Source organism: Hutsoniella sourekii ATCC 700629 (genome assembly GCF_000518205.1).
Classification (GTDB): domain Bacteria; phylum Bacillota; class Bacilli; order Lactobacillales; family Aerococcaceae; genus Hutsoniella; species Hutsoniella sourekii.
Map to the genome: position 1 here is coordinate 17,370 of NZ_JADD01000019.1, position 24,499 is coordinate 41,868.

The 24,499-nt window shown below is 39.7% G+C and carries 25 protein-coding genes; 18 read left to right on the forward strand and 7 right to left on the reverse strand.

The genetic code is table 11. From position 1 onward, the window contains the following. Nucleotides 1-5: 5 nt before the first annotated feature. The 3 genes from thrC to T408_RS0105430 form a co-directional block, all read right to left on the reverse strand. Entirely contained in the window at nt 6-1,502 is a 1,497-nt protein-coding gene (gene thrC, locus T408_RS0105420) for a threonine synthase (protein ID WP_028119051.1), read from the reverse strand. A gap of 76 nt (nt 1,503-1,578) precedes the next feature. Beyond that, the gene (locus tag T408_RS0105425; RefSeq protein ID WP_035420209.1) at nt 1,579-2,307 is read right to left on the reverse strand and encodes a TraX family protein; all 729 of its coding nucleotides are present in this window, start codon (nt 2,305-2,307) and stop codon (nt 1,579-1,581) included. 69 nt (nt 2,308-2,376) lie between these two features. Further along, nucleotides 2,377-2,661, reverse strand: coding sequence for an ArsR/SmtB family transcription factor (locus tag T408_RS0105430; RefSeq protein ID WP_035420212.1), 285 nt, complete (start codon nt 2,659-2,661; stop codon nt 2,377-2,379). 204 nt (nt 2,662-2,865) lie between these two features. On the opposite strand from T408_RS0105430, the gene T408_RS11740 reads away from it, so the two are divergent. From T408_RS11740 to T408_RS0105445, 3 genes are all read left to right on the forward strand, one after another. Next, entirely contained in the window at nt 2,866-3,579 is a 714-nt protein-coding gene (locus T408_RS11740) for a glycerophosphodiester phosphodiesterase family protein (RefSeq protein ID WP_169730303.1), read from the forward strand. 82 nt (nt 3,580-3,661) lie between these two features. Beyond that, the gene (gene trhA, locus T408_RS0105440) at nt 3,662-4,342 is read left to right on the forward strand and encodes a PAQR family membrane homeostasis protein TrhA (protein ID WP_051444811.1); all 681 of its coding nucleotides are present in this window, start codon (nt 3,662-3,664) and stop codon (nt 4,340-4,342) included. 18 nt (nt 4,343-4,360) lie between these two features. Then, nucleotides 4,361-5,011 (forward strand): HAD family hydrolase, encoded by a 651-nt coding sequence (locus T408_RS0105445; RefSeq protein WP_051444812.1) that lies wholly within the window; start codon nt 4,361-4,363, stop codon nt 5,009-5,011. A gap of 65 nt (nt 5,012-5,076) precedes the next feature. Here the strand turns inward: T408_RS0105445 and trhO are convergent, their stop codons facing one another. Next, a complete protein-coding gene (gene trhO, locus T408_RS0105450) occupies nt 5,077-6,051 on the reverse strand; it encodes an oxygen-dependent tRNA uridine(34) hydroxylase TrhO (RefSeq protein ID WP_028119056.1) in 975 nt (324 codons plus the stop codon). Between the two features lie 171 nt (nt 6,052-6,222). Between trhO and T408_RS10990 the strand changes: the two genes are divergently transcribed. The 7 genes from T408_RS10990 to T408_RS0105485 all read left to right on the forward strand — a co-directional run bounded on the left by T408_RS10990 (nt 6,223) and on the right by T408_RS0105485 (nt 10,561). Beyond that, nucleotides 6,223-7,554, forward strand: coding sequence for a branched-chain amino acid transport system II carrier protein (locus tag T408_RS10990; protein ID WP_051444813.1), 1,332 nt, complete (start codon nt 6,223-6,225; stop codon nt 7,552-7,554). 117 nt (nt 7,555-7,671) lie between these two features. Further along, the gene (gene rpsP, locus T408_RS0105460; protein ID WP_028119057.1) at nt 7,672-7,944 is read left to right on the forward strand and encodes a 30S ribosomal protein S16; all 273 of its coding nucleotides are present in this window, start codon (nt 7,672-7,674) and stop codon (nt 7,942-7,944) included. Nucleotides 7,945-7,972: 28 nt separating this feature from the next. Further along, complete coding sequence (locus T408_RS0105465; RefSeq protein ID WP_028119058.1) at nt 7,973-8,218, forward strand: KH domain-containing protein; 246 nt, start codon at nt 7,973-7,975, stop codon at nt 8,216-8,218. A 59-nt stretch (nt 8,219-8,277) separates the two neighbouring features. Further along, nucleotides 8,278-8,805 (forward strand): ribosome maturation factor RimM, encoded by a 528-nt coding sequence (gene rimM, locus T408_RS0105470; protein WP_028119059.1) that lies wholly within the window; start codon nt 8,278-8,280, stop codon nt 8,803-8,805. Then, the gene (gene trmD, locus T408_RS0105475; protein WP_028119060.1) at nt 8,795-9,526 is read left to right on the forward strand and encodes a tRNA (guanosine(37)-N1)-methyltransferase TrmD; all 732 of its coding nucleotides are present in this window, start codon (nt 8,795-8,797) and stop codon (nt 9,524-9,526) included. The genes rimM and trmD overlap by 11 nt, the downstream gene beginning before the upstream one ends. A 122-nt stretch (nt 9,527-9,648) precedes the next feature. Then, nucleotides 9,649-10,005, forward strand: a complete 357-nt coding sequence (gene rplS, locus T408_RS0105480) for a 50S ribosomal protein L19 (RefSeq protein ID WP_028119061.1) — start codon at nt 9,649-9,651, stop codon at nt 10,003-10,005. A 139-nt stretch (nt 10,006-10,144) separates the two neighbouring features. Next, nucleotides 10,145-10,561 carry a hypothetical protein gene (locus tag T408_RS0105485; RefSeq protein ID WP_028119062.1) on the forward strand — a complete coding sequence of 139 codons (417 nt, stop codon included), beginning with the start codon at nt 10,145-10,147 and terminating at the stop codon, nt 10,559-10,561. 51 nt (nt 10,562-10,612) lie between these two features. Here the strand turns inward: T408_RS0105485 and T408_RS0105490 are convergent, their stop codons facing one another. The 3 genes from T408_RS0105490 to recU form a co-directional block, all read right to left on the reverse strand. Beyond that, nucleotides 10,613-11,812, reverse strand: coding sequence for a dicarboxylate/amino acid:cation symporter (locus T408_RS0105490; protein ID WP_028119063.1), 1,200 nt, complete (start codon nt 11,810-11,812; stop codon nt 10,613-10,615). Nucleotides 11,813-12,019: 207 nt separating this feature from the next. After that, nucleotides 12,020-14,578: a transglycosylase domain-containing protein gene (locus T408_RS10995; RefSeq protein WP_084543938.1), complete on the reverse strand. Its 2,559-nt coding sequence runs from the start codon at nt 14,576-14,578 to the stop codon at nt 12,020-12,022. A 17-nt stretch (nt 14,579-14,595) separates the two neighbouring features. Beyond that, on the reverse strand, nt 14,596-15,210 hold the full coding sequence (gene recU, locus T408_RS0105500; RefSeq protein ID WP_028119064.1) for a Holliday junction resolvase RecU: 615 nt from the start codon (nt 15,208-15,210) through the stop codon (nt 14,596-14,598). Between the two features lie 210 nt (nt 15,211-15,420). On the opposite strand from recU, the gene tig reads away from it, so the two are divergent. The 8 genes from tig to pepT all read left to right on the forward strand — a co-directional run bounded on the left by tig (nt 15,421) and on the right by pepT (nt 24,499). Then, nucleotides 15,421-16,704: a trigger factor gene (gene tig, locus T408_RS0105505; RefSeq protein WP_028119065.1), complete on the forward strand. Its 1,284-nt coding sequence runs from the start codon at nt 15,421-15,423 to the stop codon at nt 16,702-16,704. Nucleotides 16,705-16,815: 111 nt separating this feature from the next. Further along, nucleotides 16,816-18,054: an ATP-dependent Clp protease ATP-binding subunit ClpX gene (gene clpX / locus T408_RS0105510; protein ID WP_028119066.1), complete on the forward strand. Its 1,239-nt coding sequence runs from the start codon at nt 16,816-16,818 to the stop codon at nt 18,052-18,054. Nucleotides 18,055-18,065: 11 nt separating this feature from the next. Continuing rightward, nucleotides 18,066-18,647 (forward strand): ribosome biogenesis GTP-binding protein YihA/YsxC, encoded by a 582-nt coding sequence (gene yihA, locus T408_RS0105515; RefSeq protein WP_028119067.1) that lies wholly within the window; start codon nt 18,066-18,068, stop codon nt 18,645-18,647. A gap of 19 nt (nt 18,648-18,666) precedes the next feature. Continuing rightward, the gene (dnaG, locus tag T408_RS0105520) at nt 18,667-20,517 is read left to right on the forward strand and encodes a DNA primase (protein WP_028119068.1); all 1,851 of its coding nucleotides are present in this window, start codon (nt 18,667-18,669) and stop codon (nt 20,515-20,517) included. A gap of 3 nt (nt 20,518-20,520) precedes the next feature. Beyond that, nucleotides 20,521-21,639, forward strand: a complete 1,119-nt coding sequence (rpoD, locus tag T408_RS0105525) for an RNA polymerase sigma factor RpoD (protein ID WP_028119069.1) — start codon at nt 20,521-20,523, stop codon at nt 21,637-21,639. Nucleotides 21,640-21,711: 72 nt separating this feature from the next. Further along, nucleotides 21,712-22,434, forward strand: coding sequence for a tRNA (adenine(22)-N(1))-methyltransferase (locus tag T408_RS0105530; protein ID WP_028119070.1), 723 nt, complete (start codon nt 21,712-21,714; stop codon nt 22,432-22,434). Continuing rightward, nucleotides 22,427-23,227 (forward strand): Nif3-like dinuclear metal center hexameric protein, encoded by an 801-nt coding sequence (locus T408_RS0105535; RefSeq protein ID WP_051444814.1) that lies wholly within the window; start codon nt 22,427-22,429, stop codon nt 23,225-23,227. Before T408_RS0105530 ends, T408_RS0105535 begins: the two co-directional genes overlap by 8 nt. A 39-nt stretch (nt 23,228-23,266) precedes the next feature. Further along, entirely contained in the window at nt 23,267-24,499 is a 1,233-nt protein-coding gene (pepT, locus tag T408_RS0105540) for a peptidase T (RefSeq protein ID WP_028119072.1), read from the forward strand.

Genomic DNA, 24,499 nt, shown 5'->3' on the forward strand with positions numbered 1-24,499 from the left:
TTCTTTTACTTTCCTTTATTTAAGTTCAAGATATCTAAGACTTCATCCTTCATTGAAGCAACATCCACCAGTCTGTTATGAAGAATAGGTGCTTCTAATAGATGTTCAACAGCTGGCGGGTAGTCCAGACCTGTTAATTGGCTAACTTTTTCCAGAATGTCTTTATCACTTAGACTACTTCTGTCGACCGTTAAGGCATCTAGAATGGCCTCAGGGAATTTAAAGGGACTGGCTGTAGAAATAATAATAGTCGGGTTCGCTTCAACTTCTTCTCGATCTTGAAGTTTTCGCCATGCTTTAGATGCAACGGCTGTATGAGGATCCATGATGTAATCAGATTCTTCATAAACTTCTTTTATTTCTTGAAGGGTCTCTCCTTGGCTGGCAAACTCAGCTAGAAAATCATGAAGTTGAACTTGATAGTTTGATTCTAAATGATAGTGGCCCTCTTCTTGCAACTGGTTCATGAGTGAACTGAGAATCTTACTGTCTTCTCCTACGGCGTGATAAATAAGACGTTCTAAATTACTTGAAACTAGGATATCCATTGAAGGTGAAATCGTTAATTCAAAAGGTCGGTTACGGTCGTAGGTTCCAGTTTGGAAGAAATCGTATAAGACCGTATTATCGTTAGATGCACAGATGAGTTGGCCGATAGGTAAGCCTGTTTGTTGAGCATAGTAGCCAGCTAGGATATTACCAAAGTTTCCAGTCGGAACAGAGAAGTTGACCTCTTCACCTGCTTGAATTGTACCAGCTTTTATTAATTGCGCATAAGCATAGTAATAATAGACAACTTGTGGGAACAAGCGCCCAATATTCATGGAGTTTGCTGATGAAAATTGCAGTTGATGATCAGCTAGTTGCTCACGTAGGACTGGGTCATTAAACAATTCTTTAACCTTGCTCTGGGCATCATCAAAGTTTCCGTGGATAGCAACCACGTGTGTGTTTTGACCTTCTTGAGTCAACATTTGACGTTCTTGGATTGATGAGACCCCTTCTTTAGGATAGAAGACGATAATCTCTGTACCTTCAACATCCGCAAAACCTGCCATGGCAGCCTTTCCAGTATCACCTGATGTTGCGGTTAAAATCACGATCTTGGATTCGTTGTGATTGATTTTAGCAGCGGTCTTCATCAGGTAGGGAAGTATGGTTAAAGCCATATCCTTAAAAGCGATGGTTGGCCCGTGAAATAGTTCTAAATGATAGTTTGTACCGACTTTTACTAGTGGAGCAATAATGGGTGTGTCAAACTTTTCATCATAAGCAGCTTGAATACAAGCTCGTAGTTCATCTTCACTGAAATCGGTAAGGAATTCTTTAAGGACATAGAAAGCCATCTCTTGGTAAGAATAGTTGGCGAGCTCTTGCCAATTATTAGTTAGTCGAGGAATGTCACTAGGAACAAAGAGTCCTCCATCCTGGGATAGACCTTGCAGGATAGCTTGAGAAGCAGTTAATGTATTGTTAGGATTTCGTGTACTTTTGTAAATCATTTTTTCACCTATTTTTAATTTTTTTATAGTATAACACAAGCTGGGCTAAAAGATTAGTCCCAGCTTGTCGAAAAAATTAGATTAAAGCCCTGATTGCTACGAGGATGACTAGGTGCAGGGGGTAGAAGAAATAGACCCATCGGCCTCTAAGAAGTCCTCGTTGGCCATTGTATAGAGCCATAAAAAGAAAGGCCAACCAGGCAGTCCATTGATTGTAGATAAGATAGAATAAAGTTCCAGCAATAACCGGCAACCATCGAGGCAGAAGGCGGTATAGATTGTATAAAATGATTATAAATGCAACTCCCTTACCCCCGTAGTCCGTTTGCATAAATTCTGCTAAGCCGATAAGAACGAGAGGGAGGACATAATTCAACCACCCATAAGAAGATTTGAAATGATATTGGTAAGCAAATATAGCTAAAGCGCCAAACAGTAAGGTAAACATTACATTCTGACCCGATAGGCTAAAGATTGAATGGTGAAAGGCTAGATCAAATGGAATCTCAGCGACCAGCGAAAACAGAAGGAGCCTTTGCAAGTAGGCTTTCTGGTTAGAAGTCTTTAAGCTTCCTTCCACAATTTGAAAAGCATATAGAGGAAAGGCTATTCGCCCAATCATCCGCATCCAATAATAAATCCAGTCTAGATTTTCAATAGTCGTAGCTGAAAAAGGGAATGCTTGGGAATCTTGTAGAATTGGCAAGAGGACAATGGCTGCCGTATGATCAATCAACATCGTGATCATCGCAATCAACTTAATCCAAGTGGCAGTTACTGGGCTAAAATGGGGGGCATACTTCATAATTATTATCCTATCTAATTGTTTAGTCTTTTATATTGTAATTCAGCTAGATAGAATTGTAAAGAATGGCTATTCTTCCTCTAAAATATGGGTATGGACAAGCTTGAGAACAGAGAAGACATGGTCGTCATCTAATTGATAGATGTTCAATTTGCCTTGTCGATTGGATTTTACTAGACGGGCTTCCCTTAAAATACGCAATTGGTGTGAGACAGCAGATTGCTCCATTTCAACTTCTTGGCATATTTGGGTGACACTTTTTTCAGACTCTTTCAAGATAAATAAGATCTTTAATCGGTTGGGTTCACTTAAAACTTTAAATAAGCGACTCATTTTTTCAATATCAGTATTCATTGGCAAACTCCTTAAATAGTAATCATTATTATTTATCCTATCATTTTCAATTGCATTCGACAAGCGGTTAACTAATTTTTTCATTTAAAATGAGCATAAAATAAAATCTTTACATTAACTTTACCTTCCATCAACATTAAATTTACATTCATTCGATACAATGGGTGTAAGAGATTACATTCTAAGATGGAAGGGAGTTCCCAGATGGTTCAATTAATTGCACAACGGGGTATTAGTCAATTATACCCTGAAAATACTTTGCCGGCCTTTCAAGCCGCACTTGACTATCATGCTGATGGTCTAGCATTTGAATTGCATTTGACGGCTGATGGCTATCCCGTGATTCACCGTGATGAACAAATTCACCGAACATCCAATGGTCAAGGTTGGATTCAGGACTTAACTTTAATGGAATTAAGACAGTATAGTTTTACCGGCTCCTATACAATAGACGAAAAAATTAATCTATTGACTTTAGAAGAGTTCCTAGAGGAGTTTAGTGCTACTAACCTTGTTTTTTATATTGAACTAAAAAATGATTTCGTTCATTACAAAGGATTAGAGTCAAAAGTTCTTGAATTATTAAAGCAATTTCAAGTTCTTGATCGAAGTATTTTAGCTAGTTCTAATCATCGATCCATAGCAACTTGTCTAGCTTACTATCCTGATTTAGTGACCAGCTTAACCTTTAAGGAAATGATCCCTAATATTGGTGAATATGCCTTTCGATTTGGTGTATCTGATATCACTGTCCCCACTGACATGGTGGATGACCACTTGTTTAATTCTTGCTTAGATAACGGTATTAATATTAATATCTATGATATAGTTGAGGCTGAATTTATAAAAAATCAAACCAATTCAAGCATCAAGCGCTTAATTTGTGCGTGTCTTAATCAGGTTCATGAATTGAGATAGGTGGTTATAGGGGATTTAATTAAGGCGTTCTCCTTTAATGTGCTATAATGACTGTAAGTTTTAAGGATTGGGGGCTGGTAATGTGTCAGCAAAATCAGAACGGACAGTTTTTTCAAATCCCACAATATTATCTTCTAAAGTCTATCAAGTAAGTCAGGAAGTTTTTAATGCTGTGAGTCATGGGATCGGTTTTTGTCTTTCCTTGCTTGCCTTGTATTTATTGATAAGGAAGGGACTAGCTAGTGGTCAGTTAGTGGATCTGCTTGCTTATTTAGTCTACGGCATTTCCATGAGCTTATTATTTTTCCATTCGATGCTCTACCATAGCTTATCTTTAACTGCTGTGGGACCGATTTTTCAAATGATTGATCATTTAAGTATTTATTTATTGATTGCGGGAACTTATACGCCCTTTGCCTTACTAGTAGTAGGGGGGGCTGCGGGTTGGCTTTTATTGCTTGCTCAATGGGCCATGGCCATCTTGGGCTGTATTGCTAAACTTAGTCAATGGTCTTGGATGAAGAAGTATTCAACTCGTCTTTACTTGTTGATGGGCTGGATGGTTATTTTTACCATCAAACCTTTGATTGAGTCTTTTGCGCTCCCAGGGCTATGTTGGTTGGTTAGTGGGGGGATTCTTTATAGTTTGGGTGCTTACTTCTATAGTCAAGATGACCGGTATGCCTATTTTCATGTGATTTGGCATTGGTTTGTCTTGTTTGCTGCTATCTGTATGTTTGTTTCAATTTATGTTTATATTTAAGGATGAAGGAGCGAAATGGTGAAAGCTGTTATTTTTGATATGGATGGGGTAATGATCGACTCTGAGGCTGTATTTACTTACGCCAACCACCGAACCTTAACTGAAGCTGAGGTAGACCATGATCCTAATTACCATTATCAACACACAGGTAAGACGCATTGGCAGACCTGGCAAGCGATTGTGGATGAATTTGGATTAGACCAAGAAGTTCAAACTCTACATGATCAATCGCTAGATTATTACCAAGAAAAGATTGACCGTGACGGCTGGGATCCTATCCAAGGCACAGTGGAACTGATCAAGCAATTAGACCAGGCAGGTTGTAAATTAGCTGTTGCATCTGGTTCTTCAATGAAATTAATCAAAGAAGTGGTTGCATTTTTAGGTGTGGCAGATTGTTTTGACGTCCTTGTCTCAGCCGAAGATGTGGCTGAGGGAAAACCAGCACCTGATGTTTTTTTGAAGGCCGCTCAAGAGCTGGGAGTGGAAGCTAAGGACTGCTTGGTATTTGAAGATGGCTTAAATGGAGCCCAAGCAGCTAAGGCTGCTGACATGTACTGTATCGGCTTTGCTAATCCTGCATACCCTAGTCAGCATTTGGATACTGTTTGTGACCAAGTTGTCAACTCGATGGAATCAGTGAAGGTTTCAAGTTTACTTGACAAGTAAGGACTAAAATAAATATCAAATTTTTAACCCCCAAGAGCCATTTTATAAGCTCTTGGGGGTTAAAATTATGCAGGCTGGCTATCCTTTAAGGATTCGCCAATCTTATTTAGACGTTGTTCCCATTCGCCTTTTGTTAGATGATGTTCTGCCACATAGCGATTTCGCGGATGTCTACGACATTCTGGGCTACAACCACGTAAATATTTTGCCTCATTTTCTTCTGAAGCAAAAATTTGTTTGTTGCATTCTGGGTTCGCACAGTTAACATAACGCTCGCATGGCTGGCCGTCGAAATGATCTTTAGCTATGACAGTTGGATTTACATGATTAATGGGCACAGAAATTCGTTCATCAAAGACATACATCTGTCCTTCCCATAGATCTCCTTGAACTTCAGGATCCTTGCCATAGGTGTCGATACCACCTTCAAGCTGTCCCACTTGCTTACCAATTCCTTCGCGTACCATCCAACCTGAGAATTTCTCGCAACGAATTCCCCCGGTACAATAGACGACGACCTTCTTGTCCATAAATTGTTCCTTGTTGTCAATTACCCATTGAGGTAATTCGCGGAAATTACGAATATCAGGGCGGATTGCTCCTTGGAAGTGACCGAGGTCATATTCATAATCGTTTCGCGTATCCAAGACAATCGTTTCTTCGTCTAATAGGGCTTCACGGAATTGACTTGGTTTAAGATAATCACCAGTAATTTCTAGCGGATCTAAATCTTCCTCCAGATCCAAGGAAACAATTTCTTCACGTGGACGCACAAACATTTTCTTGTGGGCATAATCATCCGCTTCATCAATTTTGAACCAAACATCTTCAAATCCTGGTAATTGATGGACATAATCCATATATTGGTCGGTTTGTTTAATGGTACCAGATACTGTTCCATTAATTCCTTCTTCACCAACTAGAACACGCCCCTTAAGGCCAATGTTTTTACAGAAAGCTAGATGTTCTTTAGCAAACTGTTCAGGATTTTCAATGGTTTGGTACTTATAAAATAATAAGACACGATATTCTTTAGACAATTTAATTTCCTCCTTTGTAGTTGCAGGCTACAAATAATTTGGACTATATTATACTACTAATCCTAGCATTTGTACGCCTATTTGCTTGGAAAAGATAAAGATCTCTTTCACAAAATTGACCCTATAGTAATGTAAGCGCTATAATAAAAGAAAAAGAAAAGAGGCCTAATTATGCTTAAATCGCCCAGGTGGAAGGATACAGTCGTAGTCGGATTCACGCTATTTGCAACTTTCTTCGGTGCTGGCAATTTAGTTTTTCCTCCTTATATGGGAGTCCAAGTTGGTGACCAGTGGTTATGGACGAGTTTAGGTCTGTTTATTACAGGCATCATTATTTGCATATTATCAATGGTAGCAATTGTAAAAGGCGGGGGATCCATCAAACGGGTTACTCAAGCTATTCATCCAAATTTTTATAAATGGTTTAATGGTTTAACTATGTATCTTATTGCTCTTTTGATATTGATCCCAAGAACCGGGGCGACTACCCATGAGGTGGGGGTGCGCTTCTTATGGCCTCAAGTGCCTACTTGGCTAACTTTGATTATCTTTTTTACGATCGTCTTTTTCTTAACGGTCGATAAACAGGGAGTTGTTGATAAAATCGGAGGTATTTTAACCCCGGTGCTGATTATTATTGTCGGTATTATTTTGGTCAAGGGTGTAAGTCAGCCCATTTCCGACCAGATGATGTACCAACCTGTGGATTATCCTTTCCAATGGGGCTTTGTTGAAGGGTATCAAATGGGCGATTTGATCACTGGTCTTTTATTTTCAAGTATCATGATTCAAACCATTCAGCAAAAAGGATACACGCCTAAAGCGGGTCTTCGCTTAACTTATCAAGCATCCATGATTGCAACGATCTTGTTAATGGTTATCTATGGGGGCCTTCTATATATAGGTGCCACTGCTTCAACCATTTATCCTCCTGATATTGAACGCACCCAATTACTAAGTTTGTTAGTTAATCAATTACTAGGTAAATATGGTCAGTTTGGCTTGTCATTAGCTGTCACTTTGGCTTGTCTGACCACTGCTACGGGACTACTAACATCAGTTTGTGATTTTACGGTTGAGCTTTTAGATCACAAAGTCAAATATCAAAGAATTGTTCTATTGGCTTGTATATTTTGTGTGATTCAAGGATCTATCGGGGTTGAGGCAATCATTCATTTTAGTAGTCCCTTATTCGCTTTAGCTTATCCTTTAGGGATACTGATAACGATCATGGGTTTATGGGGCCCTTACCTCATTAATGACGGCGTCTGTAAAGGGGCCGTGGTCTCCACTTTTATTTTTACTTGCTTTCAAGCTGTGTATCAGTTTTTACCTAAGGATCAGTTATTGACTACTTATTTGAGCCGTCTTCCTTTCATTGAATCCAATTTTGCCTGGCTAGTCTTTGCCTTGTTAGGTGGACTAGTAGGAGGCGTCTGCTGGAGTCTTAGATGGGGAAAGCAACAAGGTTATATCCAATTGATGCGACAAGAAGAAATTTAAGAAAACGTTTTCTTGTTTTTTTCATTAACTGTAAAGGAAAAAACCTTTACAGACTAAATTTTATCTGTTAATATACGTAACTGTAATCAAAAATAATAAATATTTGGAGGTGCCTTAATGGCAGTTAAAATTCGTATGAAACGTTCAGGCGCTAAGAAGCGTCCTTTCTACCGTATTGTAGTAGCAGATGCACGTGCACCACGTGATGGTACAATTATCGAGCAAGTGGGAACATATAACCCAATCGCTGAACCTAAAGAGTTAGTGATCGATGAAGAATTAGCTCTTAAATGGTTAGGCCAAGGAGCTCAACCATCTGATACTGTTCGTAATCTATTCTCTAGCCAAGGAATTATGCAAAAACATCACGAAGCTAAGTATAATAAATAATTTTAGGATTATTTAAAAGGGTGATTTCATGCCAGACATTAAAGCTTTAATTACGGAAATGGTTCTTCCACTCATTGAGTTTCCTGATGACTTTAATATTCAGTCTGTTGAAGGAGACGAGTTTATGGAGTATCATCTAGACCTCAATCCTGAAGATATCGGACGAGTCATTGGTCGCAAAGGGCGCGTTATTCGAGCCATTAGAACCATTGTATATAGTATTCGTCCTCGAGGACAAAAGCGGTCTAGAATCATCGTTAATGATGCAAAGTAGCTATAAGTCCAGGACTTCGGTTCTGGCTTTTTTTATTGTAATTAGTGAAGGAGTTAATCATGAATCATATTCGGATAGCTAGAGTTGTCAATACCTTCGGAATTCGTGGAGAACTAAGATTATTAGCAGATACCGACTTTCCAGAGCAACGGTTTGAACCGGGAGCAAGTGTCTATTTGATTAAAGACGGGCTTCCTGATCAGAAGCTGACAGTTGAACAAGCCAGAGCCAATAAAGGTCATTATATTATCAGTTTTCAAGAAATTGATAATATCAATCAAGTAGAATCCTATAAGGGTGGCTATTTGACCATTGATTCAGATCAACAGGAAGAACTGGCTGAAGGGGATTATTATTACCATCAAATCATTGGATTAAAGGTCTATACGGATGAGGAAGAATTATTAGGTACTATTAAAGACATCCTCGAGTTAGGATCTAATGATGTCTGGGTAGTTAAAAGTCATAAGCCTGGACGCAAAGACATTTTACTACCATTTATTGATGATGTTATTAAGGATGTAGACCTTGAAGTTGGTAAGGTTCAAGTTGAGCTAATGGAAGGTTTGATAGATGATGAAAATTGATGTCCTGACCTTATTTCCAGAGATGTTTGAGCCGATGAATCACTCAATTATGAAGCTGGCTCAAAATGAAGGACACTTAAAGTTAAACCTACATAACTTTAGAGACAAGGCCGTCAATAAGCATGGCCATGTCGATGACTATCCCTACGGTGGGGGTGCTGGTATGTTGCTTCGCGTGGAGCCAATTGTGGAAACTTTGGAAACGATAGCTATGGATGATCAGACCCGAATTATTTTGTTGGACCCAGCTGGTCAGCGATTTGATCAAGCTACCGCTCAAAAATGGTCCCAGGATGACCATTTAGTTTTTATTTGCGGTCATTACGAAGGGTTTGACCACCGAGTGCGCCAATTCATTACTGATGAAGTCTCATTGGGGGATTATGTTTTGACCAATGGGGAACTAGCGACGATGGTGATGATTGATGCCACGGTTCGCTTACTTCCTCAAGTGGTTGGTAATGAGGAGTCCATCATTGAAGAATCACACCAGGCAGGCCTTCTAGAGCATCCTCAATTTACGCGCCCTCGCAGTTATCGGGGCCTAGAGGTGCCGGAGACTTTACTATCGGGCAATCACGCCTTGATTGATCAATGGCGCCAAAAAGAAAGTCTAAGAAGAACCTATTTAAATCGACCGGATCTCTTAGCAAATAAGAAGCTTAAAGCCGATCAAAAACAATTGCTAGAAGAAATTATTCAAGAAGAAAAAGATAAATAAGGAAATTTATCCTTTACAAAGTCTTGAATTCTTGTATAATAGTACGAGTGGAGTCATCCACAAGCAGAGATATTCCGCTGGTAACTGTGTTATTATGAATGTCTATCGGAAGGAGAAAAAATATGAGTATTAATCCATTAATCGAAAAGATTTCATCAGCACAATTACGTGATGATATTCCAGAATTTCGTGCCGGTGATAATGTACGTGTTCACGCCTTGATCGTTGAAGGTGAACGTGAACGTGTTCAAATCTTCGAAGGTTTAGTTATCAAACGTCGTGGACATGGAATTAGTGAAACTTATACTGTTCGTAAAATTTCTAACGGTGTAGGTGTTGAACGTACATTCCCTGTGCATTCACCACGTGTTGCTAAGCTTGAAGTTATTCGTCGTGGTAAAGTACGTCGCGCTAAATTATACTACATCCGTGATCGTCACGGACGTGCTGCACGTATCAAAGAATTACAAAGATTCTAAGAATCTTCAACTCCCTCTTAGTGAGGGAGTTTTTTTTATTTGTATTTATCTAGTAACAGTCAGCATTTATTAATCGTTTTTAATTAGGGGATCATTCATGTTATACTCAAGGTGGTAAAATATTGAATGAGGTGAAAGCATGTCAATAAATAAAAACTTTGAAAAATTGCTGAAAGAAAAAGGAGTTCCCTATAACTATCAAACAATTGAAGACGGCCATCACTTATACCGGATGACCTACAAAATTGCTGAGGACCGTCATGTGGTAGTTGAAGTTATTGTTCAGGAATCTGACACACAATACTGTGACGCGCAAATTATCTACCGCCAAATTCATTATGTAAAAGATCGGTCCAAGGAGTTGGATATCTTACAAGAAATAAACCGCTTAAATGAAGCGACCACTGGTTACTATAATTTATTTCTAGCTGGAGACGGTGAGGTTATCCTGCGCTCTTTACTAAGAACTGGCCAAGACCCAGAACCACTCTATCAAACTATTATCGTCGGTTCGGCCATTGCTAAGCAAGTGATCCCGAAATTTTCAAATCAATAAGTAAAAAACAACCTCATTTCACAAAAGTGAAATGGGGTTGTTCTAAAATAATTAAGCTTTGTTTTTGGCGATGTATTGATGGTAGACCTTATCAACAAAAAGGGCAATAGCATTATCACCAGAGATATTGGCTGCTGTTCCAAAACTATCTTGGGTAATGTAAAGTGAAATCATAAGTTGCTGCATGCTTTCAGCTACAATTCCAACCATTGGTAGAAATGGTAAGGCAGACATGATCGCACCACCTGGTGCTCCGGGGGCTGCAACCATAGCAATTCCAAGCATTAAAATAAAGCTTAAAATCATGCTAAAAGGGTGGGGCATATCATACATTAACAAGATCGCTGTTGCACATGAAGTGATCGTGATCATTGAACCAGCTAAGTGGATGGTCGCACATAGGGGAACAACAAAGTTTCTGATTTGTTCTGAGACACCATTCTTCTCAGCTACTGAGACATTAACTGGGATCGTGGCAGCAGAAGATTGGGTTCCAACCGCTGTCATATAGCCGGGAACTTGATTTTTGATTAATGTCCAAGGGTTCTTGCCAGCATAAAGACCGAAAACTAAAAACATTAGACCAATATATATTAAATGGAGGCAAATAACTACTAAGAAAACCTTCCAAAACACAGATAAGATAGCGAATACTTCACCTGTGTAGGAAAGGTTGGCGAAATTACCAAAAATATAAACGGGAAGTAGAGGAATAATTGCTGTGTTCAAGACAGCGATAATAATTTGCTCAAAGTCTTCAAAAATCTCAAACAGAGCTTGTCCTCTACCTTGACCAAGTAACCAAGAAATACCAAGTCCCATAACAAAAGCAAATACAATGGCTGAAGTCACATCGATCATTGGCTCTAAAGGTAGGGAGAACAGGGGTTTAATGCCTTCTTTTGCAGAAGTTATCTGACTGACTAGTTCAGAAGAGATAAAGTGGGGGAAGAGGTTGGTTGCAACTGCGTAAGCAAAGCAACCAGCGATTAAAGTTGAAATATATGAGGTAATCGCTGTGACCCCTAAAAGAGCTCCGGCCCCATCTGACAATTCAGCAATTCCTTTAACGACAAAGGCAATGATCATCAATGGAATAATAAAGTTTAGAAAACTTGCAAATAAGCTAGAAAAAGTGACAAATATTTCCAAAATAAATGCGGGTAAAAAATTGAGCTGTCCAACAAAAATACCGAGTATAATGCCTATTAAGAGTTTAGGAACTAGTCCTAAACCTTTTTTTTGATTCAAATTAATCTTCCTTTCAGTGAGTAATACCTAAACTCTACTAATTTTTGAAGAGTTTGTAAATAGAATAAAGGGAAATATATCAAATTAATGAAAAAATAATAATAAACATGAATTTACTGAGATAAAAACTAATCAAAAACTAATAAAAAGCCTCCATCTTGAATGGAGGCTTGGGATGAACAAGTGATCATCAAATGTAGTAAATATTTACTCGCCAGGAGGCGGGGTGAGGGTATCCCCGTTTAGAGCTTGACGATTGGGATCAAAGCCTTCAGGTGTTGTCTCGGTTGCCGGAGTTGACTCACCGGTCTGCGTAGCAGGGGGGGTTGGGCTTAGATTTTCTCCGCCAGCTGAGCTATCAACACTAGTTTGACTTTCATCCACACTGCTCGTTTCTTCAATGCTTTCAGATTCGGGTACGGTTGGATTAGTAGGGATCCGGTAGGAGAGATCGACTGCTAGAGTAACATTTCTCATCTCTCGTGTTCTTCCGTCACGAATGACTCTTAGTTGGAGGGCATAGCTTCCGGATGAATTCACTGGAATTTGAATATAATTACCCGTTCCTGTATAAATAATGGTTCCGTTTAAAGAGAGCTCATATTTATCATCCCGATTATCTTGTGCCCAAGTAGCCAAGATGGATTGACTGGCTGGATCAAATTGAGCGGTAAATTTGTCGCTTGTCTCCGATCCATTGGCTCTTTCTTTGGGTTCGGTTCCCTTGATAAATAATTCTTGAGAGATTAGCTTAGCTGGTGTTTGTGGACTAGTTAGCTTGATAGGATCAGTGTACTTTTGGATTTCAACTTGACGGACACTATCAGGCTTGGTCCAATCCCTGTTCGGCAGATCTCTCATAAGATAGACCATCATTTCTCTGTAAATTTCTTGTGGGAGACGAGTTTCTTCAAGACTCAAATAATTTCCAGCTTCCATCGGGTTATCATAACCAACCCAAGTAGCCATGGCGTAAGCTAGAGTGTAGCCAGCATACCAACCATCAGGTGCGGCATAATCTCCTTCACCAAGCCCATGAACCGCCAATTGTTCCTTAGTATAATTGGTTGTTCCAGTTTTTCCAGCTTGATAGAGGCCATCAATTTCGGCCTTACTCGCAAAGTTTCCAGGAACTTCTTTTAATATATCGGTTAGCATGTAGGCTGTTGAGTCCTTCATTGCCTGACGTTCTACTTGATCAAAGATTTCTTCAGTCCCACTGGCTGTAATCACTTTGTTTACCGCTCTTGGTTGGCGGTAATGACCATAGTTCGAAAGGGTAGCATAGGCAGCTGATAATTGAATCGGGGTCATTTCTCCACCAATAGCATTGGATTCCACCAATTCGCGCTGGTTGTCGTTCAAAATGGTTATATCCATTTTCTGTAAAAAGGCATAAGCATTATCTAAACCTACCTCTTGTAGAACTTTAAGAGCAGGAATGTTTCTGGATCCTGATAAGGCTTCACGGTAAGTCTGGTTACCTAGATATTCAAAATCATAATTGTAAATTTCGCTACCATCGCTGTATTCATAGGCTTCATCAATGACTAAGGATCCAGTCGACTTATCTAGATATTCAATAGCCGGCCCATAAGCAGATAGGGGTTTGATCGTGGAGCCAACACTTCGATTTAAGGTGGCTGCTCGGTTGAGTCCCATAAAAATTTCCTGCTTACGACCCCCAATCACTGCCACTAAATCGCCGGAATCAACATCAATTACCGATGAAGCTACCTGCATTTGGTTATTGGGAAATTCAATTTGCTGACTGTTATTAACTAAATCAAACAATTTCTTCTGAGCTTGGAAATCCATATTGGTAAAGACTTCTACCCCATCGGTGTAAATATTGATATTTAACTTCTCTTGCACTTCTTTGGCGACGACATCCAAGTAAGCATCAATCACTAAATCCGTCTCAGTAATCGTTGATTCCGTTAATGGGACAAGCATCTCTTCGACTGGTATCTGGACAGCTTCATGGTGCTCGCTTTCAGTAATGAGTTGGCGTTCAAGCATAACATCTAAGACGAGATCTCTTCTAGCTTGCGCTTCTTCAGGATAAGCATAAGGATCATACTGGCTAGGTGCTTGTGGAATCCCAGCAAGGAGAGCAGCTTCAGCAATCGTAACATCTTGAATATCCTTACCGAAAAATGTTTCGGCAGCAGCTTTTGCGCCATAAACATTATTCGAATAAAAGAGTTTATTCAAGTAGTAAGTCAAGATTTGGTCCTTGTCTAATTCTTGTTCTAATTGTAAGGCTAACCACGCTTCTTGGGACTTACGCTCTAAGGTTTGATCTTGGAAATCTGTCGAAAAGACAGAGAGCTTAACTAACTGCTGAGTAATTGTAGAGCCACCTTGGGCAATCTGTCCGGCCCGTAAATTTGCAATTAAAGCTCCTAAAATCCGGATCGGATCCACACCGTTATGATCATAAAAACGGGCATCTTCAATTGCTAAGACAGCATTTCTGAGATTATCAGGAATTTCTCCTTCTTCCATCGGTTCGCTACGTTGGTTACCGAGTTCCTTTATTAATTCCCCCGATTGGTCATAAATCTTACTAGTCACCTGAGATTGAAGATCAAGTGTGGTCAATTCGGGTGACCTGGCTGCAAAGTAACCAAAGACAGCTGCACCTCCGATAACCCCTAGAAAGAATAATGAGATAATGATCGTTAATAACCACTTTAATAGTTGGCGTGGTTGATTATTCTTTTGGTATTTTTGACGCTCGACGCGACTTCCAGTAATCATATAAGGTAGGGCTCCTTTCAATCTCGATACATATATTGGTCGAGAGCTTTTAAATAATCAATGGCTGGAAGGCCTGGGCAAGGACATTCGAAGCCATGGTCACAAATATAGGAATAAGGGATGCTTTTTTGTTCCTCATTATGGATAAAATCAATAATAGCATTAAGTGGTAATAAATAAACCCGCCGATGACTTCTAAAGGAAATCAAGAAGAAAGCAATCCCACCTTGTTCTTGACAAGCTAACATATGGGTTAATTGATGTTCCTTGATGTTGGACAGAGGGAAACTAGTCTTATTCTTAGTTTCCTTGGCTTCAAAGTCAATATACTTCCCTTGATAAACACCATTATAGTCAGTGGTTGAAGCGTGACGGTAGTAAGCTTCAGTGATTTTAGCAGCACTTCTCTTGGGATAGTCAACCTTAACCACTTGGATAGGGGTCGGTTTCTTATGGATAACGGCAAGCTTTTGTTTGAGATAATATTCATTGCTATCGTTAAGACGCGCTTCAAAGCTGGCGCCCCGGCTACCATAATTCGTCTGACTCTTTTTGGAGCGACTGGTCCATGCCTGCTTGCCTAGTTGCTTATTTAATCGTGCTGGATTTTGACCGCTTGGATAATTAAGCATGAAATCCCTCCTATTTTATTATTATAACCGATACTTGTTAAAAGTGAATGAATAATTATTGAAATCAACGATTTCACTTATTTTAGCGTTCTTGCTACTTTCTCATAATATGAGAGGAGTCAAGTGGCAGTTTATAAGTGTTTACAATCAGAGTGAAAACCGTTATAATAACTAGGTATGTTATTAATACAATTGTTGGAGGTTAAGTAAATGACAGTAAATTATTCAGAAACATCAGCGAACCAAGGGACACTTACTTTTGAAATCCCAGCTGAAGACATTAAAAAAGGCTTAGATACAGCCTATAATCGTGTAAAAAAATCTATTCAAGTACCCGGCTTCCGTAAAGGAAAAGTACCTCGCCAAATCTTTAATAATGTTTATGGTGAAGAAGCGCTCTACGAAGATGCTTTAAATGCTCTTTTACCAGATGCTTATCAAAAAGCTGTTGAAGAAGCAGGTATTGAAGTTGTCTCTCAACCAGCGATTGATGTGGAATCAATGGAAAAGGGTCAAAACTGGGTTATCAAGGCAGAAGTAACTACCAAGCCATCTGTTAAATTAGGAGACTATAAAGGCCTAACAGCGACTAAGGAAGCTGTTGAAGTGTCAGATGAAGAAGTTCAAGAGGTTCTTGAATCTCGTCGTAATAGTTTAGCTGAACTAGTTGTTAAAGACGAAGCGGCCCAAGAAGGCGATACTGTCGTTATCGACTATGAAGGATCAGTAGATGGAGTACCATTTGAAGGCGGTAAAGCTGATAACCATTCATTAGAACTAGGTTCTGGATCATTTATTCCAGGCTTTGAGGATCAATTAATTGGTGCTGAACCAGGCGCTGAAGTTGACGTTAAGGTTACTTTCCCTGAAGAGTACCACGCTGAAGACTTAGCTGGAAAAGATGCTGTCTTTGCAGTTAAAGTCCACGAAGTTAAAGCAAAAGAACTTCCTGAATTGGATGATGAATTAGCCAAGGACTTAGATGACGAAGTGGAAAGCTTAGACGAGTTAACCAACAAGATTCGTGTTCAATTAGAGGAGCAAAAAGAATCAGTGGCTAAGGATGCTTTCGAAGATGCAATCCTCCGTCAAGCAGTAGAAAATGCTGAAGTTGAAGGTGGCGTTCCTGAATCAATGGTTCATGAAGAAATTCACCGTCAAATGGACTACTTCTTAAATAATCTAAGCCGTCAAGGTATCAATCCAGAATTATACTATCAAATTACGGGTACCTCAGAAGCAGACTTGCATGACCAATTTGCTGAGGAAGCTGAATTAAGAACTAAGACAAATTTAGTCTTGGAACAAATTGTTAAAGATGAAAATATTGAAGTTTCTGATAGTGAAAGAGAAGAAGAGATTCAAAATCTAGCCAACCAATACGGAATGGAAGTTAGTCAAGTCCAAGGATTTGTAACTAATGATATGGTAGATTCTGATGTTAAGATGAAGAAAGCAATGAGCTTAATTATTGATAGCGCTCAAGCTGAGTAGTAAACTACCAATATAGAATCAATAGAGGGAATGCAGAGTCACTATAGTTAAAAGGGGCTGTGCATTTCTTTTTTCACTATTAGATCATAATGTTAGGAGGACGGGCATAGTATGGTGAAAAACCAAGAATATTACTGTTCCTTTTGCGGGAAATCTCAAGATGAGGTTAATAAGATTATTGCAGGACCAGATGTATTCATTTGTGATGAGTGTGTCGATTTATGCAAGGCCATCATTGATGAAGAGTTAAAGGTTACTCAAAATTTTGAGCCGATCAATATCTTGACTCCCAAAGAAATTGTTGCGGTATTAGATGATTATGTGATCGGTCAAGAAGAGGCTAAGAAGACTCTGTCAGTAGCGGTCTATAATCATTATCAAAGAATTATGCAAAACGAAAATCTAGATGAAGATGATGTTGAACTACAAAAATCAAATATAGCCTTAATAGGTCCAACGGGGTCAGGTAAGACCTACCTAGCACAATCCCTGGCTCGAATTCTCAATGTACCCTTTGCGATCGCTGATGCAACAACTTTAACTGAAGCAGGCTATGTGGGCGAGGATGTTGAAAATATTCTTGTTAAGCTTGTACAGGCTGCCGATTACGACGTTGAGCGGGCCGAAAGAGGGATCATCTATATTGATGAGATTGATAAAATCGCACGTAAAAGTGAAAATGTATCAATTACTCGCGATGTAAGTGGTGAAGGTGTCCAACAAGCCCTATTAAAGATACTAGAAGGCACTGAAGCTAATATCCCTCCAAAAGGGGGACGGAAGCATCCGGGTCAGGACTTTATTAAAGTCGATACGAGTCAAATCTTGTTTATTATTGGGGGAGCCTTTGCCGGTATTGAAAATATTGTCAAGCAACGTTTAGGTTCCACTGTGATTGGTTTTGGTCAAAATAATGACAAACAAGATGATGAGAAGTCCTTGATGCAGCAAATCACACCTGAAGACCTCTTGAAATTCGGCTTGATTCCGGAATTTATCGGTCGTGTACCGGTTATTACAGCTCTAGAAACTTTAACTGAAGAAGATCTAGTTAGTATTCTAACAGAGCCCAAAAATGCCCTAGTTAAGCAATATGAAAAAATGCTTAGCTTGGAAGGTGTTGACTTGGAGTTTCAAGAAGAGGCCCTGGCCTTGATTGCTCACAAGGCGATTGAAAGAGAAACAGGTGCCCGTGGCCTTCGTTCCATCATTGAACAAGTAATGGTGGATGTGATGTTTGTTGTTCCTGGCAACCAACAGGTGGCTAAAGTAGTTATCACACCCGAAAGTGTCGAAGGAGATTCAGCTCCTGAATATTATGACCAAGACGGTCAAGCCATGACTTTGTAAGGGGTGATCTAATGCATGTACACAGTGCTGAACTTGAGATAAGTGCCGTTTATCCAGACCAGTACCCGATGGATTCCTTGCCGGAGATTGCCCTAGCCGGCCGATCCAATGTCGGGAAGTCATCCTTTATAAACAAAATGATTCAAAGAAATGGACTCGCTCGGACATCCGGTCAGCCTGGTAAGACTCAGACCTTGAATTTTTACCGGATTAATGACACCTTTCGATTCGTTGATGTGCCTGGTTACGGCTATGCCAGAGTGGCCAAGACGGCTCGCGCCAAATGGTCCCAAATGATTAATCAATATCTTGACCAGCGAGAAAATCTAGAATTACTATTATTATTAATGGACGGTCGACATGAGCCAACTGAGTTAGACAAGCAGATGTATCAATTTGCCGAAGATTCCGGTATTCCATTTGCGATAGTCATTACTAAGATGGATAAGATAAAGCCTTCAGCCTGGAACAAACAGTTTTCTATCTATAAGAAGGCATTGAATCTTCCAACGGTGGATACGGTTTTTCCATTTTCAAGCCAGACTGGATACGGCCAGGAAGATCTATGGGATTTAATTGAAGATTTTATCTAGATTAAAGGAGTGGCAGTAGATGGCCTTTATTCCTCAAGAAGTCATTAATCAAGTTCGAGAGCAAGCTGAGATAGTTGATGTGATTGGACAATATGTACAATTAACTCGCCGGGGAAGTAACTATATGGCTTCTTGCCCTTTTCATGAAGATAATAACCCCTCCTTCTCCGTTTCTCAACCCAAGCAAATTTATAAGTGTTTTTCTTGTGGTCGAGGGGGTAATGTCTTTGGTTTTATACAAGAAATTGAAGGGATCGACTTTCCTCAAGCCGTAGCGAAAGTAGCTGAAATTGCTAATGTTCCCTTGGATCCGACTTACCTATCCAGTTCGTCAACTCAACAAAGAAAACATCAAGATTTGTATGATATTCACAAGAAGACCGCAGAATTCTACCACTATTATCTAATGAATTCTAAAAACGGTCAGCCGGGTTTAGACTATTTAGCAAGGAGAGATCTTGAACGAGATAGTCTAGAAGCTTTTGAATTGGGCTATGCACCCCAAAACTCGGAAGTTTTAGCGGAGTATTTGACTCAGCAAGGTTTCAGTCAAGATCAATTATTGACTAGTGGTATCTTTTATCTAAATGATAGAGGGCAAATGATTGATCGTTTTAGAGGTCGAATTATTTTTCCGCTTAAGGATCGAAAAGGGCAAATTGTAGCCTTTTCGGGTCGAGATATCGACGGTCAGAGTCAGGCTAAGTATACCAATAGTCCACAAACAGAAATATTTAATAAGAGTTATTTAATCTATAATCTATATCAAGCCAGACCAGCCATTAGGCAAGCTGATCAAGTAATTATTTGTGAAGGTTACATGGATGTGATTGCCTTACATCAGGCTGGATTTCCTCAAGTGGTTGCTACTATGGGGACGAGTTTAACTCAATCTCACCTAGACCAGCTCAGCAAGTTGAGCTCCCATCTTTATTTAATTTTTGATGGGGATGAAGCTGGTATTAAGGCGACCAAGCGAGCTTTTGAGATGGCAAACGCAATTAGTCACCTACAAATTAAGTCGGTGACCATTCCAAACGGCCAGGATCCAGATGAATTTATAAAAAGACGGGGCAAACTAGCTTTTCAATCCCTACTCGATCAAGCGGATACTTCCTACGAGTTCTTTCAACGGGAGTTAAGTCGGGACTATAACTTAGAGCGAGAAACTGATATTGCCCAGTATATCGAAGCGCTGATACCTTATATTCAACAAATACCTTCTAAGATTGAACAGGATCTCAGATTACAAGATCTAGCCCAAGAATTTAATTTAAATATCAATCATCTGGAAGAATTATTGATGAGATATGAGCCTCAAGAGACTAGATCAAGTTCCACTAGCCCTGTAGATAGGGAAGAGCAATCAGTTGCCTATGGAGAAATGGATTTCAGCTCGCTTCCAGTCACTAAAGAAATCCAAGTCCAATCAAAAGCAGCCTTTCAAAGTGAAAAAGAAATTTTGTCGCTGCTGATTTTTTATGAGGAAGCTTGGAATTATGTGGAAACTTTAAATGAACCACTCTTACTCTTTCATGAAGTGGCTCAGCGGACTTATTATGCCCTTCAAGAATACTATTATGATGAAGGATCACCATTGCCCTTAACTGGAATTGTTGATAAAATAGAAGATACGAGTATCAATAATTTTTTGACTTCACTGATTTGGGACTATGAATTGATGGGTTATCAAGATCAAATTATTGATGATTGTTTAAAAGTGATTCAAACGGCATTTATCCAGGCAGAAATTGATGATCTCAGAGATAAATTAAAGCTTGCTCAAATTAATTATGATACCAATCAAAGCCGTAAAATTATGCAGGAAATTATGCATCTTACAAGAAAAATCAAGCATAGGGGAGGCTAACAGATGTCTAATAAAGAAGAAAAAAAGGAATTAAGCCTAACACTTGCACAAGCTACTGATCAATTAATTGCCGAAAAGCAGTCAGTGGGTCAAATTCATTACAATGAATTAACGAAGGCCATTGCCAGTCCATATGAGCTGGATGCGGATGGTATGGATAAGTTAATTCAGCAAGTAGAAGATAAAGGGATTGCTGTTGTCGGGGATGACGGTGGCCCAACCAAGCAACAAATGGTTAGAGCTGAAGATGCTCCTCAACAAACAACCGCTTCAAAAGCAGCTCAATCTAAAATTAAAGTCAACGATCCGGTTAGAATGTACTTAAAAGAAATCGGACGGGTTGACCTCTTAACTGCTGAGGAAGAAGTAGAAATCGCCAAAAGGATTGAAGCAGGGGATGAGATTGCTAAACAAGAGTTAGCTGAAGCTAACTTGCGGTTAGTTGTTTCAATTGCTAAGCGTTATGTTGGACGCGGAATGAGCTTCTTAGACTTGATCCAAGAAGGAAATATGGGCTTGATGAAGGCAGTTGAAAAATTCGACTACACTAAAGGTTTCAAATTCTCTACGTATGCTACATGGTGGATTCGTCAAGCTATTACTCGGGCCATTGCAGACCAAGCGAGAACCATTCGAATTCCCGTTCACATGGTTGAAACGATCAACAAGCTAGTTAGAGTTCAGCGGACGCTTCTTCAAGACTTGGGCCGGGAACCGACTCCAGAAGAGATAGGGGCAGAAATGGACCTTCCAACAGAAAAAGTTCGTGAAATTCTTAAAATTGCCCAAGAACCGGTCTCACTTGAAACACCTATCGGAGAAGAAGATGATTCTCATTTAGGTGACTTTATCGAAGATGAGGGAGCTTTGAGCCCAGAAGCCTTTACTTCTTCCTCATTGCTTAGAGAGCAATTAGAGGACGTCTTGGATACTTTAACAGACCGGGAAGAAAATGTACTACGGTTAAGATTTGGCCTTGATGATGGTAATATACGTACTTTGGAACAAGTAGGTAAAGTGTTTGGTGTTACTCGCGAAAGAATCCGTCAAATCGAAGCAAAAGCCTTGCGAAAATTAAGACACCCAAGTCGTTCCAAACAGTTAAAGGATTTTCTAGAATAATTTTAGCTAGGGTATTAGGGACGCTGTCTCTAATACCTTTTTTATTTGATTGTAAGAGGAGTATAAACGTAGATGGACAGTAATAAATTATCTAAACGACTGCAACAAGTTGCAGATTTTGTCGTGGAATTCAGTGAAAAACCTAGCCGCTTAGCAGATATAGGAACTGACCACGCCTATTTACCGGTTAATTTAATGAAGGCGGGTAAGATCGACTTTGCTGTAGCAGGGGATGTAGTTGAAGGCCCCTATCAATCAGCTTGTCGAGAGGTTGCCAATAATGGACTCACAGACAAAATTGACGTTCGCCTGGCAAGTGGTTTGCAGGCAGTTGAACCTGATGATCTGATTAATGTCGTCACTATTTGTGGAATGGGTGGAAGATTAATCCAGGAGATTTTGGAGGAGGGTGTGGATCACCTTACTAGCAATCATCTGTTGGTCCTACAACCTAATATGGCTGAATATCAGTTGAGAGACTGGTTGGATCAGCAAGGCTATACCATTGTGGATGAAGCTATAATCCAAGAAAGTCGGCACTTCTATGAGATTATCGTTGCCTCCTCCCGCAAGCTGGACCACCAGAAACCTCTTTCTGAAGAGGAGAAATTCTTTGGTCCCTTTTTATTAAAACAGAAGACTAGTCGCGTCTTCCAAGCTAAGTGGCACAAGGAAGCTAATAAAATTAAGAAAATTATTCATTCAATTCAAGAATCTAGCAAGCAACATTCACGAGCACTTAGAACTCAAGAACTGGAATTAGAACGGATACAGGAGGTACTTATTGATGATTAAATTACAGAAGCTGATCGATTTTCTAGAGGATTCCTTTCCGCCTTACTTGGCAGAAGATTGGGACCCAATCGGTCTGCACTTTGGCAGTCGGGGTCACCAGGTAGAAAAAATAATGGTCGCCTTGGATGTTAGACCGAGTGTAGTCCAAGAGGCTATTCGACAGGGGGTAGACACTCTAATTGTTCACCACCCGCCCTTATTTAAACCGATTCAACGATTTGACCTTGACCAAGGCTTTAATCGTATGTATCAAGCCATAATCAAACATGACCTGAATATTTATGCCATGCATACTAATTGTGATATTGCGACAGGTGGCATGAATGATTGGCTAGCTCAAGCCTTAGACCTAGAATCCATCGAGTCATTAGGAGGTTTAACGGTAGAGGGGGAACCCAAACTAGGCAGAATAGGATTACTCCCTCAGCCTCTTTCAAGGTCAGCGGTTATTCAGCATATTAAATCCAAGCTCCAATTAGATCAAGTGACAGTCATTGAACAATCTGCCAAAGAAAGTTATCAAAGCATTGCTATAATTGGTGGTTCTGGTATGAGCCTTTTAGACCAAGTTGTAGCTAGTTCTGCCGATATCTTTATTACGGGCGACATTACCTTCCATGACGGCCAAGATGCCTATGAAGAAGATTTGATGACCATTGATGCCGGACATTATATTGAACATATTTTTATTGACCAAATGGTCGATAAATTAGAAGAATTTCTTAAAGAAAATGCCAACACTGTCCAAGTTTTAGCCAGTCAAAGTTCTACTAATCCATTTACTGTCGAATAGATTGAATTATTTAGAAAGGAATCATTTATGACCAAGAAAATGTTTAACCAGTTACAAGATCGTTTCATTGAATACGCCAAGATTAATACTCGTTCCGATGCCAGTAGTCAGTCTATTCCATCGACCGAGCGACAACTAGATCTTTCACGCCTCTTAGTGGAAGAACTTGAAAAAATTGGAATGGAAGAAGTAGCCTTAAATACTGATAATGGCTTTGTAACGGCGACACTGCCTGCCAATACCCCGGATGATCAGTCGGTTGCCACTATTGGATTTATCGCTCACGTTGATACAGCTGACTTTAATTCTGAAAATGTGAACCCTCAAATTATTAATAACTATGCTGGCCAAGATATTGATCTCGATGGGGAAGGGGCTTATGTGATGAAGGTCTCTGACTTTCCTCAGTTGGCTGACTACCAAGGTCAAACCTTGATTACAACTGACGGGACTACTCTATTAGGTGCTGATGACAAGGCTGGTATTGCTGAAATCGTGACCGCTATGGATTACCTAATCCAACATCCTGAAATTCAGCACGGAAAAATCCGGGTCGCCTTTGGTCCAGATGAAGAAATTGGACGTGGAGCTGATCATTTTGACGTGGAAGGCTTTGCTTGTGATTTTGCATATACAATGGACGGTGGGCCAGTAGGTGAATTGCAATACGAAAGCTTTAACGCTTGTGAAGCAAAAATTGAAATTCAAGGGGTTAGCGTCCATCCTGGAACGGCCAAGGGACAGATGGTTAATGCGATAAGTCTAGCTAATCAAATCCTATCTAGTTTACCTTCTGAACAAGTACCTGAATTAACAGATGGAAGGGATGGTTTCTATCATGTTTATGAAATTAAGGGAACAGTTGAAGAAGCTGAATTAATCTTAATTATTCGTGACTTTGACCGACAAACCTTCCAAGAAATGAAAGAAAAATTAGTCGCTATCTGCCAAGAAATTAACGAAAAATATCTTTACGATCCAGTTGAAATTTCGCTATTAGATCAATACTACAATATGGCGGAAATTATCGAGCAAGATATGACCCCAATAGAACTAGCCAAAGCAGCTATGGAATCCTTAGATATTGAACCTGTGATTGCGGGTATTCGGGGTGGAACAGATGGTTCTAAACTCAGCTTTATGGGACTTCCAACGCCTAATATATTTGCTGGCGGAGAGAACATGCATGGCCGTTATGAGTTTGTTGCAGTTGAATCAATGGTTAAAGCTTGTCAAGTGATAGTCAAGATTGCTGAATTGAATGCAAAATAA